This window comes from Streptomyces sp. NRRL B-1140, assembly GCF_001280065.1.
In the GTDB taxonomy this organism is placed as follows: Bacteria; Actinomycetota; Actinomycetes; order Streptomycetales; family Streptomycetaceae; genus Streptomyces.
Genome location: NZ_LGEA01000148.1, coordinates 89,919 through 104,460 on the forward strand (window position 1 = coordinate 89,919; position 14,542 = coordinate 104,460).

Below are 14,542 nucleotides of genomic sequence, written 5' to 3' on the forward strand. Positions count from 1 at the left end.
GGGCCTGCTGCCCTCACGGCTGCATGAGGATCTTCACCGCGCCGTCCTGCTTGCGCTGGAACATCTCATACGCGTGCGGCGCCTCGGACAGCGGCACCCGGTGGGTGGCGAAGTCGTCCACGCCGAGGGGGTCCTCGTCGGTCAGGTACGGGATGATCTCGTCGGTCCAGCGGCGGACGTTGGCCTGCCCCATGCGCATCTGGATCTGCTTGTCGAACAGGGTGAGCAGCGGGATCGGGTCCGCCATACCGCCGTAGACGCCGGACAGCGAGATGGTGCCACCGCGGCGCACCAGTTCGATGGCGGTGTGCAGTGCGGCGAGACGGTCGACACTGAACCGCTCGGCGATCGGGCCGCCCAGCTTGCGGGGCAGGAGCGCGGCGGCGTTCTGCACCATGCGGGCGGCCGCGCTGCCGTGGGCCTCGGTGCCGACCGTGTCGATCACGGCGTCGGGGCCGCGGCCGTCGGTCCGGTCGCGGATCGCTTCGACGAGTTCCTTCTCCTCGTCGAAGGACCCGAGGTCGAAGGTCTCCACGCCCCGTGCCTTCGCCCGGCGCAGCCGCGCCGGGACCAGGTCCACGCCGAACACGCTTCCCGCCCCCTGCACCTGCGCGACTCGGCAGGCCATGTCGCCGATGGGGCCGAGACCGAGCACGGCGACGCTGCCGCCCTCGGGGATGTCGGCGTAGGCGACCGCCTGCCAGGCGGTGGGCAGGACGTCGGAGAGGTACACGAAACGGTCGTCGGCCGGTCCTTCGGGGACCTTGATCGGGCCGAACTGCGCCTGCGGGACGCGCAGGTATTCGGCCTGGGCGCCCGGCACCGAGCCGTACAGGCGGGTGTATCCGAACAGCGCGGCGCCCATGCCCTCGCCCTGCACCTGGGTGGTCTCGCACTGGGTGGGCAGGCCGGTCAGGCACATCCAGCAGTTGCCGCAGGCGATCTGGAAGGGCACCACGACCCTGTCCCCCACCTGGAGGTCCTGGACGCCCGCACCGACCTCCTCGACGATGCCCATGGGTTCATGGCCGAGGATGTCGCCCGGGGTCATGAACGGGGTGAGCACCTCGTACAGGTGCAGGTCGGACCCGCACAGCCCGGTGGAGGTGATGCGGATGATCGCGTCCGTCGGCTCCTGGATCGTCGGATCGGGCACGTTCTCCACCCGGACGTCCCGCTTGCCCTGCCAGGTCACTGCCCTCATCGCCTCGCGCTCCCTCCGTCAGCGTGCGCGTCGGTCGTACGGCGCCGTCCGGGTACCCGGACGCCCCGCGCTGAACCTTGAGCCGATCGACGGACGCGGCCCGGACACCTCCCCGACGGGAACGATCGCCGGTGGCCATCGATGGTCAGATAAGCGCACAATCAAGACACATCGAGGACATGAGGCGCGGTGGCGACGGTGGGCATGAGACGAGGGGCACGCGGACGGCGCGCCACGACGGCGGCGGCGCTGCTCGTCGCCACGACGACGGCCGCCCTCGCGGCGGGCTGCACCGCCGGCAGCGGACCGGGCGACGACGGACGGGGTTCCCCGAAGGAGTCGGAACACACCGCGTCCCCGTCGGTGACCGGCCCCTCCGCGCTCGCCGTCAAGATCGACAACGCGCCCGTGGCCCGTCCGCACACGGGCGTCGACGCGGCGGACGTGGTCTACGCGGAGCAGGTCGAGGGCGGGCTGAGCCGGCTGATGGCGGTGTACGCGACCCGGCTGCCGGAGGCGGTGGGGCCGGTGCGCAGCGCCCGCGAGTCGGACCTGGAGCTGCTGCGCCAGTTCGAGCGGCCCACGCTCGCCTTCTCCGGTGCCCAGAAGAAGCTCCTGCCGCTGATCGACAGGGCGCCGCTGCGGGCGGAGACACCGGGCAACGCGGCCGACGCCTACTTCCGCGGCTCCGGCGAGCCCGCCCCGCACAACCTCTACCTCCGGCCCGGGCGGATCGTCCCCAAGGCCCCCGGCGAGGCCGCCCTGACCACCGGTTTCCACTACGGAGCGGCACCCGCGGGCGGCACGGCGACGAACTCCCGGACCGTGCGCTACCCGGCAGCCCGGTTCACCTTCACCTGGTCGGACTCCCGCGACCGCTGGCTGATCGGCATGGACGGCACGCCCGCGACGACGGCCGACGGCGAGCGGATGGCGGCCGCGACGGTCGTCGTGCAGTACGTGAAGGTGCGCGAGTCCGCCTTCCGCGACTTCCTCGGCAACAACACGCCGTACACCGAGACGGTCGGCTCGGGCACGGCGCAGGTGCTGCGCGACGGGCGGGCCTGGGAGGTGAACTGGAAGCGGCAGGAGGCCACGGACGGTACCGCTTTCACCACCGGCGACGGCACTCCGGTGAACTTCGCCGAGGGCCCGGTGTGGGTGGTGTTCGCCAAGGCGCCCTGACCGGCCCGGGCGCCCTGGCACCTCCCGGCCGGGCTCCCTCAGCGGGGCGCCACCAGGGGCTCCTCGGGGTTGCGGAGCCCCTCGGCCGCGTCCGCGACCCGCCGGATGAGGTCGAAGAACACGGTTCGCTCGTCGGCGGTCAGCGGGGCGAGGAACACCTGGTTCATCCGGGCGGTGCGCACGGTCAGCCTGCGATGCGTGCGCGTTCCCTCGTCAGTGGGACGCAGCAGGGAGCGGCGGCCGTCCTGGGGGTCACGCACCTTGTCGAGGAGTCCGCGCCGGCTGAGCCGGCTGATCACCTCGGCGATGGTGGACCGGTCGAGCCCCACCCGCTCCCCCACCGTGCGCTGGTCCAGTCCGGGTTCGGCGACGAGGGTGTTGAGGACCGCGTACTGGGGCGAGGTGATCTCCTCGGAGACCATCGCGTTCCACAGCAGGTAGTGCGCCTGCTGAAGCCGCCGGGCCAGGTGCCCGGGGTGGGTGGTGAGGTCCGCGGCCGCCATGTGCACCCCTCGCTCGTTCGTTGGTGCACTGAACAATACTCAACACGACGGCCGCTGTCTCCCGGCCCTGCACAGGTCGACCCGCCTGCTTTCCGGGGTCTTGACGCCCTCGTCTCTCGGTGGCAGCGTGAGGGCAGCTCGTAGAAATACTCAGTGCCCTGATTAATTCGATCGGGTCGCTTGGAAGAGATGGGGCCTCTCGGATGGACAAGGTGGTCGCCACAGCGCTGGAGGCGGTGGCCGACGTGCCGGACGGCGCGTCGCTCGCGGTGGGCGGTTTCGGGCTGAGCGGTGTACCGAACGTACTGATCGGGGCGCTGTACGAGCGCGGTGTGGCCGGGCTGTCGGTGGTCTCCAACAACTGCGGGGCGATGGAGTCGGGCCTGGCGGTACTGCTGGCCGCCGGCCGGATCGCCCGGGTCACGGGTTCCTACATCGGCGCCAACAAGGAGTTCGCCCGGCAGTACCTGGCCGGGGAGCTGGAGGTCGAGCTGATCCCGCAGGGCACGCTTGCCGAGCGGCTGCGGGCCGGCGGCGCCGGGATCCCCGCCTTCTACACCCCGGCCGGTGTCGGCACCCAGGTCGCCGACGGCGGGCTGCCCTGGCGCTACGACGGCCAGGGCGGGGTGGCGCTCGCCTCCCCGCCGAAGGAGGTCCGGGAGTTCGACGGCACCGAGTACGTGCTGGAGCGGGGCATCCGCACCGACTTCGCCCTGGTGAGGGCCGCGCGTGGCGACCGGCACGGCAACCTCGTCTTCAACAAGTCCTCCCGGAACTTCAACCCCCTGGCCGCGATGGCCGGGAAGGTCACGATCGCCGAGGTGGAAGAGCTGGTGGAGCCCGGTGAGATCGACCCGGACGCGGTGCACCTGCCGGGCATCTTCGTGCAGCGGGTGCTCGCGCTCACCCCGGAGCAGGCGACGGACAAGAACATCGAGCAGCGGACGGTGAGGTCCTGATGGCCTGGACGCGTGAGGAGATGGCCGCACGGGCGGCGCGGGAGCTGCGGGACGGCCAGTACGTCAATCTCGGCATCGGCCTGCCCACGCTCATCCCCAACCACCTCCCCGAGGGCGTCGAGGTCGTCCTCGAATCGGAGAACGGCATCCTGGGCACCGGCCCCTACCCCACCGAGGACGCCGTCGACCCGGATCTGATCAACGCCGGGAAGGAGACGGTGACGGTCCTGCCGGGGGCCTCCTTCTTCGACTCGGCGCTGTCCTTCTCGATGATCCGGGGCGGGCACATCGACGTGGCCGTGCTCGGTGCCATGCAGGTGTCCGAGCGGGGCGACCTGGCCAACTGGGCCGTCCCCGGCAAGCTGATCACCGGCATCGGCGGGGCGATGGACCTGGTGCACGGCGCCCGTACGGTCGTCGTCGTCATGACCCACACGGCCAAGGACGGCTCGCCGAAGATCCGCACCGAGTGCGCCCTGCCGCTGACCGGCAAGGGCTGCGTGAACCGCGTCATCACCGACCTCGGCGTCCTCGACGTCACCGACGACGGACTCGTCCTGGTCGAGACCGCGCCGGGTGTGACCGCCGACGAGATCGCCGCCAGGACGGACGCCGAACTGACCGTGCCGGAGGGCCTGAAGTGAAGGACGTCTACATCGTCGACGCGGTCCGCACGCCGATCGGCCGCTACAACGGCGCTCTCGCCTCGGTCCGCCCGGACGACCTCGGCGCGCACGCGATCCGCGAACTGCTCGCCCGCACCCCGGATCTGGACCCGGCGCGCATCGAGGACGTGTACTTCGGCAACGCCAACGGCGCCGGAGAGGAGAACCGCAACGTCGGCCGCATGGCCGCCCTGCTGGCGGGGCTGCCCACCTCGGTGCCGGGCGTGAGCGTCAACCGGCTGTGCGCGTCCGGTCTGGAGGCCGTGATCCAGGCGGCCCGCGCGATCGCCGTCGGAGACGCCTCGATCGCCGTGGCCGGTGGCGTGGAGTCGATGACCCGGGCGCCCTATGTGCTGCCCAAGTCCGGCAACCCCTTCCCGGCCGGGCACACCGAGCTGTACTCGACGACGCTCGGCTGGCGGATGGTCAACCCGCGCATGGAGCCGCAGTGGACGATCCCGCTGGGCGAGTCGGCCGAACTCATCGCGGACAAGCACAAGATCGGCCGGGAGCAGCAGGACGAGTTCGCCCTGCGCAGTCACGAGAAGGCCGCCCGGGCGCAGTCCGAGGGCCTGTTCGACGGTGAGCTGGTGTCCGTGCCGGTCCCGCAGCGCAAGGGCGATCCCGTGCTCTTCGCCGCCGACGAATGCGTCCGCCCGGACGCCTCCCTGGCGGCGATGGCGAGGCTGAAGCCGTCGTTCCGGGCGGAGGGCGGCACCGTGACGGCAGGCAATGCCTCACCGCTGAACGACGGTGCGGCGGCGCTGCTGCTCGTCGACGAGGAGGGGCTGAGCGCCACGGGGCGCGAGCCGCTGGCCCGGGTGTCCGCCACCGGTGTCGCCGCGACCGACCCGCACTACTTCGGGCTGGCGCCCGTGGAGGCGGTCAACCGGGCGCTGGCCAAGGCGGGCAAGGGGTTCGGCGACCTGTCCGTGCTGGAGCTGAACGAGGCGTTCGCGGCGCAGGTGCTGGGGTGTGTGGCCGAGTGGCCCGAGTTCGATCCCGCGATCCTCAATCCGCGGGGCGGGGCGATCGCCCTGGGGCATCCGCTGGGTGCGTCCGGGGCGCGGCTCGCAGGGACCGTCGCCCATCAGCTTGCCCGGCGGGGCGGCGGCGTCGGTGTGGCCACGCTGTGCATCGGCGTGGGCCAAGGGCTTGCGCTCGTTCTGGAGCGTTAGGCGTTCGGCTGCGGGCCGTATGTGGCCGGCCGCGCAGTTCTCCGCGCCCCTGACGGGGCACGATCCTCAAGAACCTCAGGGACCCTCATGACTCTCACGCAGCACGACATCGATCAGGAGATCGCGGCCGAGCGCGCCGCGTACGAGAAGCGCCTCGCCGACGGCGGGCCCGTCGAGCACCAGCCGCGCCGCGACTACGCGCCCTACCGGTCCTCGCTGCTCCGGCACCCCAAGCAGCCGCCGGTCACCATCGACGTCAGCAAGGACCCGGAGCTGGTGGAGCTGTCCTCCCCCGCCTTCGGGGAGCGGGACATCACCGAGATCGACAACGACCTCACCCGGCAGCACGACGGCGAGCCGATCGGCGAGCGCATCACGGTCTCCGGACGGCTGCTGGACCGCGACGGACGCCCCGTGCGCGGTCAGCTCGTGGAGATATGGCAGGCCAACTCCGCGGGCCGCTACGCCCACCAGCGCGAGCAGCACGACGCCCCGCTGGACCCCAACTTCACCGGTGTGGGCCGCACCCTCACCGACGCCGACGGCCACTATCGCTTCACCACCGTCCAGCCGGGCCCCTACCCGTGGCGCCAGCACGTCAACGCCTGGCGGCCGGCGCACATCCACTTCTCGGTCTTCGGCTCGGCGTTCACCCAGCGGCTCGTGACGCAGATGTACTTCCCGAGCGACCCCCTGTTCCCCTACGACCCCATCATCCAGTCCGTGACGGACGACGCCGCCCGGCAGCGGCTGGTCGCGACGTACGACCACAGCCTGTCGGTGCCGGAGTTCTCGATGGGCTACCACTGGGACATCGTGCTGGACGGCCCGCAGGCCACCTGGATCGAAGAAGGGCGCTGAGCGGCCATGACGAAGATCGACACCAACCGGCCCGATGCCGTGCTGCCCACCCCGTCGCACACCGTCGGCCCGTTCTACGGCCACGCCCTGCCGTTCCGCGGCGGTGAGGACATCGCGCCCCTCGGGCATCCGGACACCGTCACCGTGCACGGTCACGTCACCGACGGCGAGGGCAACCCACTGCCGGACGCCCTGATCGAGCTGTGGGGGCCGGACCCCGACGGCAATCTGGCGACGGCCGACGGCTCCATGCGGCGCGACCCGGCCTCCGGAGGCTTCCTCGGGCGCAACGGCGTGGAGTTCACGGGCTGGGGACGCATCCAGACCGACGCGAACGGCCACTGGTACGCGCGCACCCTGCGGCCCGGCGCACGGGGGCGCAGCGCCCCGTACCTCAGCGTGTGCGTGTTCGCGCGCGGCCTGCTCGTGCATCTGTACACCCGCATCTACCTGCCGGGCGACGCGGCGGTGCTCGCGGCCGATCCGCTGCTGTCCGGGCTGGAGGACGCTCGGCGCGACACGCTGATCGCCGCGGAGGAGGGGAACGGCACGTACCGTTTCGACATCCGCCTTCAGGGCGAGGGCGAGACGGTCTTCCTGGAGTTCACGTGACAGCGCACCCCGGCGACACCGGCCTGCTCGCCCCCGGCTGGGCCGGCTCGGAGGCCGCGACCGCCACCGGCGACGAGGCGTACCTGCGGGCGCTGCTCGACGCGGAGGCCGCGTTGACCCGCGCCCAGGCCGCCATGGGGCTCGCCCCTGCCGAGGCGGCTACGGCGGTCACCGAGGCCGCCCGCTCCGGTGCCTTCGACGTACGGTCTCTCGCCGAACGCGCCCGCACGGGCGGCAACCCCGTCATCCCGCTGGTCGGGGATCTGACCAGGGCCGTGGGCGAGGCGTACGGGTCCTACGTCCACCGGGGCGCGACCAGCCAGGACATCATGGACACGGCGACGATGCTGGTCGCCGCGCGGACCCTCGACGTGGTCCTCGCCGACCTCGGCCGCGGCGAACGGGCGCTGTCCCGGCTGGCCGCCGAGCACCGCGACACCGCGATGCCGGGGCGGACCCTCACCCAGCACGCCGTACCGACCACCTTCGGGCTGAAGGCGGCCGGGTGGCGGTCACTGGTCCTGGACGCGCGGGACCGGGTGCGGGCCGTCCGGGAGTCGCTGCCCGTCCAACTCGGGGGCGCGGCGGGGACGCTGGCGGCGTTCGGGGCGTACGGCGCGAGCGATCCGGCCGGGCTTCCGGAGGCGTACGCCCGGGAACTCGGTCTGCGGGCACCCGGACTGCCCTGGCACACCCTGCGGACACCGGTCGCCGACCTCGCCGGATGCCTCGCCTTCACGGCGGGCGCGCTGGGCAAGGTCGCCGCTGACGTCCTCATCCTGTCGCGCACCGAGATCGCCGAGGTGGCGGAGGGCAGCGGCGGGGGTTCGTCCGCCATGCCGCACAAATCCAACCCCGTACGGTCCACCCTGATCGCCTCCGTCGCGCGCCGGGCGCCCCAGCTCGCGGCGACGCTGTACGGGTCCATGGCCGCCGAGGACGAACGCCCGGCCGGGGCCTGGCACGCCGAGTGGGAACCGCTGCGGGACCTGCTGCGGCTGACCGGCGGTGCCGCTCGTGACGCCGCCGAACTGGCCGAGGGGCTGCGGGTCAGGCCCGAGGCCATGCGCGAACACCTGGACAGCACGCACGGGTTGATCGTCTCGGAGCGGCTGTCCGCCGAACTGACCCCGGTACTCGGCCGCGCCCGCGCCAAGGAGCTCCTCACCAGGCTGGCCTCCAAGGGGCAACCGCTGGCCGAGGCCCCCGAGCTGGCCGACGTGGATCTCGATCCGGCCCATTACACGGGCTCCGCCGGAGTCCTCACCGACCGTGCTCTGGAGCGACGTTGACACTTCTGAACCACCATGCCGAAGGGCCCGCCTCCGCTCCCCCGCTGCTGCTCGGCCCCTCGCTCGGCACGTCGTACGCCCTGTGGGACGACGTGGCGCCCGAGCTGTCCGTCACCCATCGGGTGGTGCGCTGGGACCTGCCGGGGCACGGCGGTTCGGCGGCCGGTCTCATCGAAGCCGGCGCCACGGTCGGCGACCTCGCCGAACTGGTGCTGGCGCTCGCCGACTCGCTCGGCATCGAGCGGTTCGCGTACGCGGGCGTGTCGCTGGGCGGGGCCGTGGGGCTGCATCTCGCGGTGCACGCTCCGGAGCGCCTGACGTCGCTCGCCGCGATCTGCTCGTCGGCCCACTTCAACGGGCCCGGGCCGTGGGAGGAGCGGGCCGCGCTGGTACGGCGGGAGGGGCTGGCCGGGCTGGCGGACAACGCCGGCGCGCGCTGGTTCGCCGGTGACTTCACCGTGCCGCGCCTGGTCCAGGACCACCGGGACGCCGACCCGGAGGCGTACGCCGCGTGCTGTGACGCGCTCGCCGCGTTCGACCTGCGCGACCGGCTGCCGGAGATCGCCGTGCCGACCCTGCTGGTCGCCGGCCGCGAGGACCCCGCGACGCCCCCCGCCCATCTGCGGGAGATCGCCGACGCCGTGCCGGGCGCGACGCTCGTGGAGCTGCCGGGGGCCTCGCACCTGGCCCCCGCCCAGTGTCCGGAGGCGGTGCTGACCGCCCTGCGCGCCCACTTCGGTCAGGGCGCCCTTCTGGGCATGGCGGTGCGACGCGAGGTGCTCGGCGACCAGCACGTCGACCGGGCGCAGGCCCGCCAGACCCCGTTCACGGCCCGCTTCCAGGACTTCATCTCGCGCTACGCGTGGGGCGAGATATGGACCGATCCGACGCTGTCCCGCCGTGAGCGCAGCATGATCACCCTCACCGCGCTGGTCGCACACGGCCACTACGACGAGCTGGCCATGCATGTCCGCGCGGCCCGGCGCAACGGCCTCACCCCGGAGGAGATCGGCGCGGTGCTGCTCCAGACGGCCGTGTACTGCGGGGTGCCGGCGGCGAACTCGGCGTTCGCGACGGCCCAGCGGGTGCTGGCGGAAGAGGACGGCATCTCGTGAGGGCCGGCGGACGAGGGCCCCGCATGTCATGAGCCCGGCCGGTCTCGCACCCTCCTGCCTCACCGCTCCGGCCATGGACGAGTCCACGGACGGCTGCCGCGGTGGCGGCGTGCGGGGAGGCCGCCCGGCTCACCGGCCCTGAGCGGCCCGGAGGTCTCCGCCGGTGGCGGGCCCGGCCCGCCGCTCCGCGCCCGCCCTACGCCGGGCCGACACCCGCCCTGAGCGCGGCACGTGCCCGCTGTGCCAGTCCGTCGGCCCCGCACGAGACCGCCAGGTCCAGGCCGCGGTGCAGGTCGGCCGCCGAGCGGGCGGCGATGCCGAACTCGATGCGGGCCGCCGCGTGTTCGTACTGGCAGGGCGAGGCTTCCAGGTAGGTGACGGCCTGGCCGTAGAGCCGGACCGCCCGCTGGCCGGTCTCCAGGTCGGCGGCGCAGCGCAGGGCTTCCCCTATCGCCGTGTCCGTGCCGAAGCGCTCGGCCTGGCGGCGTACGTCGACGGCGAGCCGCGCGGCACGGGCCGGGTCCTCGGTGCGCAGGGCGCGGGCGAGGTCGGCCGCCCAGGGGACCAGTACGGGGTTGTGGTGCCCGCGGGCCGCGGCAGCCTTCTCCGCGGCCTCCAGTTCGTTGATGCCGTCCTTGGTGCGGCCGACGGCCAGCAGCAGGCGGCCGCGCACCGAGCGGGGATCGGGCAGGACGATGGTGGACGGGTAGGGCGGGGCGAAGCCGTGCCGTTCGGCGACCTCCCAGGCCTGCTCGACCTGGCCGCGGGCGAGCAGGGTGTCGACGAGGCTGCAGGTCGCGGACCAGTACAGGGGCAGGCCGCGGCCGACGCGTTCGGCCAGGCGCAGTGCCTCGCGCAGGGACGCCTCGGCCTCCTTCAGACGGCCTCGCCTGCGGTGACCGATCCCGACGTAGGCGTGGGCCAGGGCGAGGTGGCCGCCGCTCCAGCCTGCCGTCTCGTAGGCGCGCAGTGCTTCGTTGTAGAGGGTCTCGGCGCGGTCGAGGCGGTCGGTGAAGCCGTAGGCGTTGGCCAGCATCAGCAGCAGTTCGATGCCCCACTCGGTGTCGGTCCAGCCGAGCCCGGGCGCGAGACGGCCGTTGACGAGGGCGCGGTCGCACAGCTCGGCGACCTCCTCGGCGTTCTCGCCGTGCATCAGGGCGTCGAAGCCGCGCAGGATGAGCAGGGCGCGTTCGGAGTTGTCCCGTCCGGTGCAGGGGCGGGCGAGGTCGGCGAGCCGCTGGGAGCGGCCGGGGGAGGCCGCCTCGCCGGCGTGCAGCCCCTCCCACATGAACTGCGCGGCCTGCAGCCGCATCCGGTCGGGGCCCGGCTGGAGCCGGGCGGCCTCCGCCTCGACCGTGCGGACGGCTTCCTCCAGCTGGTCGTTGTGGAGCAGCGCCTGGGAGAGCCGGAAGACGGCGTCGACCCGCCGGCCGCCGTGGAGGCCGGGCATGCCGAGCGCGGCCCGCAGATGGCCGATGGTGCGGGCGGGCGCGGTGAGGAAGGTGGCTTCGGCCAGTTCGTACAGCACCTGCGGGTGCGACTCGGGCCGGGGCGGTTCCTTCAGGGCGCGTTCCAGGCAGCGGCGGGCCGCGTCGGGGGCGCCGACGGCGAGGTGCTCGCGGGCTGCCTCGCGCAGTTGTGTGACGAGTTCCTCGTCGTCGTCCGGGTGGACCTCCAGGAGGTGGCGGGCGGCCGTCGCGGCGCTGTGTCCCTCGTCGGTGACGATCCGCGCCGCGATGCCGTGCATGGCGGTGCGCAGGGCGTCGGGGATGGAGTTGTAGACGGCGGTGGCGATCAGCGGGTGGACGAACTCGAGGTCGCCCTCGGTGCTGTGGCCGGTCGCGGGGTCGGGTGCGGTGAGGATACGGGCGGTGCGCAGCAGTTCGGCGCAGCGGCGGGCGTCGTCCGGTCGCAGGGTGGCGAGCTTGGCCACCAGGTCGGTGGAGATGCCGGTGCCGAGGATGGCGGCGGCCCAGGCGAACCTGGTGGCGTCGATGCCGAGTTCCTCCAGGCGGGCGACGAGGCCGCCGCCTCGGGCCGAGCGGTTCAGGTCGCGCAGTTCACCGGCCCGGGCCTCGACCGGTTCGAGTTCGCTGTCCTGTACTCGGGCGAGGAGTTCGACGGTCTCGTAGGGGTTGCCCGCGGTGACGGCCCAGACCTCGCGGCAGAACGCGGCGTCGGCGTGTTCCCCGAGGGTGGCGCGGGTGAGTCCGGCCGTCGCGTCCGGGGTGAGGGCGCTCAGGGTCGTGGCGGGGCCGTGCGCGGCGGCGGCGACGGTGTCGAGGTGGCGGGCGCTCGCGCCGGAGATCTCCTCGTGGCGGCGGGTGACGACGACCAGGACGGACATCTCGTCGAGGCGCTCGGCGAGTCCCGCGAGCCAGTGCAGGGTCTCCTGGTCCGCCCAGTGGGCGTCGTCGATCATCAGCACCAGTGGCCAGTCGCGGCGGGCGAGCCGGCGCACGGCCGCGACCAGGCCGTCGCACACGCCCTGCGGGTCCGCCTGCCGGTCGCCGGGCTCCGCGATGCCGAGGGCGGGGCCGGCGATGTCGTACCAGTCGCCGAGGTACTCGCGCGCCTCTTCCGGCAGCATGGACACCAGCGCCGGCTGCAGCAACTGACGTACCACGTTGAAGGGGACCGACCTGAGGGTCTCGCCGCCGCGTGCCGACCAGACCGTGCAGCCGCGGGCCTCGGCGATGCGGCGGGTTTCGGCCAGCAGGGCGGTCTTGCCGAGTCCGGCCTCGCCGCGGAAGACCAGCAGCCCGCCGGACGAGGAACGGTCCGCGCACAGGCTGTCGACCGCCCGCTCGACGGCGGCGACCTCCTCGTCGCGCTCCCACAGGGAAGCCGAGGCCGCGGCCGTGGGCCGTACCTCCGTCATCCCGCTCCCTCCCCAAGTCGCCCGAACGACGTACAGACATCGAGCGTAGCCGTCCGATTGTCCGAGTGGAGGGTGGTCGGTGCACCTCTTGCCGTGACGGGTGACACCGGGTGCGGCCGGGCGACGCACTTGTCCTGCCACCAGCCGCCTTGGGGTCAACGGCGTGCAAAGGCAAGGGAGGTGACGTCCATTCAGTGACGAGGGGCAGCGGCGTGGCCCCGCGGACGGCACGCCCGGGGCCGCGGGCCGTCCCATCGACCGGTACGAGTTCGGCGTCGGCGGCGGCTGCTCCGCGACGATCATCACGGCACGGTTCCTCACGCAGGAGGGCGACTGCACGGCCGAGCCTCCGGTCAGGACGTACGCCTTCTTCGCCCTCGACCCTCCTTCGGACCCGCCGGGGCGGCGTCTTTCGGCCGTGCGTACCTCGGACGACGTCGGTCTGCCGTCGGACGCCGAGGAGGCATTCGCCCTCGCCGTAATCGGGTTACCGAGCTGCACGGCCTGCCGGAGACCGAACCTGCAGGCACGGGGCAGGTGTCCCGGTGTGCCGGTGTCGGCGCCCCCCCGGGAACGGGACGCGCGGCTTCCGTCACGGGCGGTCCGGCGGCCGACGGTACCGCTGCCGGAACAGCCGGTTCCGACTCCTCTCATGCCTCTTTCACCGACGCCTCATACGGTGGGGGCATGACGCAGGAGACTCCTCCCGGGTGGTACGCCGATCCCGGACAGACAAGTGACGGGCCCGCCACCGAGCGCTGGTGGGACGGCCGGGCCTGGACGGACCGCATCCGCCCGGCGCAGCCGCCCGCGACCTGGGGTCCCCCGACGGGCCCGGCGTCCGCCGGCTCCGCATCGACGCAGCGGACGGCACCCGACGTGCCGCCCGCCGAGCCCCCGGCACCGGCGGAGCGTCCGGCTGCCGCCGAGGACCGGAGCGGGGCCGAGGGCCCGGAAACCGGGCAGACCGCGGGGGCCGCGGACCCGGCTGCCCCCGGGACGGCGGAAGCCGGTCCGCCCGGCGCCGCGACACCGGCCGCCGCAGGGCATCCGAACCCGGCCGGGCAAGCCGGAGCCGGACAGTACCCGGGGGCCTGGGGTCCCGCAGCCGCCGGTTACGCGGGTGCTGCCGGGCAGCCGGGGACCGGGGCGTTCGCGGGGTCCGCCGGGTATGCCGGCTACCCCGCCTACCCCACCGCGCCTCCCGGAGGCAAGGGGCGGCGGCTGCGGATAGGTGCCGCCGTCGCCGCAGCCGTAGTCGTCCTCACCTGCATCGGTGTGGGCGTCTACGCGTTGACGGACAACGGCGGGGGCGGTTCGCCCACTTCACAGGCGCCCGGCGGGCCGGGCGCCCCCGGAGGTCAGGGCGGACCGGGCGGCTCGGGTGGATCCGGAGGGTCCGGAGACAACGGCGACGGCGGGTCCGGTGGGCAGAGTCCGCGGCCCGAGCAGTCCCGGCCGCCGAAGATCAGGAGCGGTTCGGTGACCGATGCGGTCAGCGGCATCAGCCTGCCGATCCCGAAGGGCTGGTACGGCCAGCAGGCCCAGGCCGGCGCCCAGGTGACGTCCGACGAGTCCTACAAGTGCCCCGGCGACACCTCCTCGACCTGCACGAAGGGCGGCGCCTACTCGGCCCCGGCCCTGGCGCTGGGCACCAAGGGCGCCACCGCCGAGGAGATCGCGAAGGCGGACATCGCGAAGAACGCCGAGGAGTCCTACGGCGGGAAGTCCTACGGCGGGATCACCTCCCACGACGTACTGGACTCCAAGGCCGTGACCGTGGCCGGGCAACAGGGCTACCTGGTGCGCTGGAAGGCCGTCACGAGCAAGGGCGCCGACGGCATCGTGGAGTCGCTCGCGTTCCCCTCCCCCGCGAACGCGAAGCTGATGGTGGTCGTGCGGTTCGGCGTCGACGCGGACCAGAAGGAGACCGTGCTGGACGACATCACCAAGGGCATCAAGGTGTCCACGGGCAGCGGCAACGGCCAGGACGTCTGACGCCCGGCGCCCCACAGCCCGGCCGGCCGGGTGGGGCGCCCCCGCCGCTCACAGGGGCACCCCACCCGGCCGGGGGATGCGCGCCGCCC

General features: G+C 73.4%; 12 protein-coding genes. 9 read left to right on the plus strand and 3 right to left on the minus strand.

From position 1 onward, the window contains the following. Positions 1 to 13: 13 nt before the first annotated feature. The gene (locus ADK65_RS33685; protein WP_053674932.1) at positions 14 to 1,204 is read right to left on the minus strand and encodes a zinc-dependent alcohol dehydrogenase; all 1,191 of its coding nucleotides are present in this window, start codon (positions 1,202 to 1,204) and stop codon (positions 14 to 16) included. 204 nt (positions 1,205 to 1,408) lie between these two features. Between ADK65_RS33685 and ADK65_RS33690 the strand changes: the two genes are divergently transcribed. Further along, the gene (locus ADK65_RS33690) at positions 1,409 to 2,389 is read left to right on the plus strand and encodes a DUF3048 domain-containing protein (RefSeq protein WP_053675189.1); all 981 of its coding nucleotides are present in this window, start codon (positions 1,409 to 1,411) and stop codon (positions 2,387 to 2,389) included. A gap of 38 nt (positions 2,390 to 2,427) precedes the next feature. Here ADK65_RS33690 and ADK65_RS33695 read toward each other — a convergent pair whose 3' ends face one another. Continuing rightward, complete coding sequence (locus tag ADK65_RS33695) at positions 2,428 to 2,892, minus strand: MarR family winged helix-turn-helix transcriptional regulator (RefSeq protein WP_053674933.1); 465 nt, start codon at positions 2,890 to 2,892, stop codon at positions 2,428 to 2,430. Positions 2,893 to 3,095: 203 nt separating this feature from the next. Here ADK65_RS33695 and ADK65_RS33700 point away from each other — a divergent pair, with 203 nt between their 5' ends. The 7 genes from ADK65_RS33700 (at position 3,096) to pcaD (ending at position 9,574) form a co-directional block, all read left to right on the plus strand. Next, positions 3,096 to 3,851 carry a CoA transferase subunit A gene (locus ADK65_RS33700; RefSeq protein ID WP_053674935.1) on the plus strand — a complete coding sequence of 252 codons (756 nt, stop codon included), beginning with the start codon at positions 3,096 to 3,098 and terminating at the stop codon, positions 3,849 to 3,851. After that, positions 3,851 to 4,495, plus strand: coding sequence for a CoA transferase subunit B (locus ADK65_RS33705; RefSeq protein WP_053674937.1), 645 nt, complete (start codon positions 3,851 to 3,853; stop codon positions 4,493 to 4,495). Before ADK65_RS33700 ends, ADK65_RS33705 begins: the two co-directional genes overlap by 1 nt. Then, complete coding sequence (locus ADK65_RS33710; protein ID WP_053674939.1) at positions 4,492 to 5,694, plus strand: thiolase family protein; 1,203 nt, start codon at positions 4,492 to 4,494, stop codon at positions 5,692 to 5,694. Before ADK65_RS33705 ends, ADK65_RS33710 begins: the two co-directional genes overlap by 4 nt. Before the next feature lie 87 nt (positions 5,695 to 5,781). Then, entirely contained in the window at positions 5,782 to 6,555 is a 774-nt protein-coding gene (gene pcaH / locus ADK65_RS33715) for a protocatechuate 3,4-dioxygenase subunit beta (protein ID WP_053674941.1), read from the plus strand. Between the two features lie 6 nt (positions 6,556 to 6,561). After that, complete coding sequence (gene pcaG, locus ADK65_RS33720; RefSeq protein ID WP_053674943.1) at positions 6,562 to 7,167, plus strand: protocatechuate 3,4-dioxygenase subunit alpha; 606 nt, start codon at positions 6,562 to 6,564, stop codon at positions 7,165 to 7,167. Next, positions 7,164 to 8,459: a 3-carboxy-cis,cis-muconate cycloisomerase gene (pcaB, locus tag ADK65_RS33725; RefSeq protein ID WP_053674945.1), complete on the plus strand. Its 1,296-nt coding sequence runs from the start codon at positions 7,164 to 7,166 to the stop codon at positions 8,457 to 8,459. The genes pcaG and pcaB overlap by 4 nt, the downstream gene beginning before the upstream one ends. Further along, positions 8,456 to 9,574 (plus strand): 3-oxoadipate enol-lactonase, encoded by a 1,119-nt coding sequence (gene pcaD, locus ADK65_RS33730; RefSeq protein ID WP_053674947.1) that lies wholly within the window; start codon positions 8,456 to 8,458, stop codon positions 9,572 to 9,574. The genes pcaB and pcaD overlap by 4 nt, the downstream gene beginning before the upstream one ends. A gap of 196 nt (positions 9,575 to 9,770) precedes the next feature. Here pcaD and ADK65_RS33735 read toward each other — a convergent pair whose 3' ends face one another. Then, positions 9,771 to 12,455: an ATP-binding protein gene (locus ADK65_RS33735; RefSeq protein ID WP_053674949.1), complete on the minus strand. Its 2,685-nt coding sequence runs from the start codon at positions 12,453 to 12,455 to the stop codon at positions 9,771 to 9,773. A 687-nt stretch (positions 12,456 to 13,142) separates the two neighbouring features. On the opposite strand from ADK65_RS33735, the gene ADK65_RS37705 reads away from it, so the two are divergent. Then, the gene (locus ADK65_RS37705; protein WP_078956278.1) at positions 13,143 to 14,453 is read left to right on the plus strand and encodes a DUF2510 domain-containing protein; all 1,311 of its coding nucleotides are present in this window, start codon (positions 13,143 to 13,145) and stop codon (positions 14,451 to 14,453) included. Positions 14,454 to 14,542 lie beyond the last annotated feature (89 nt).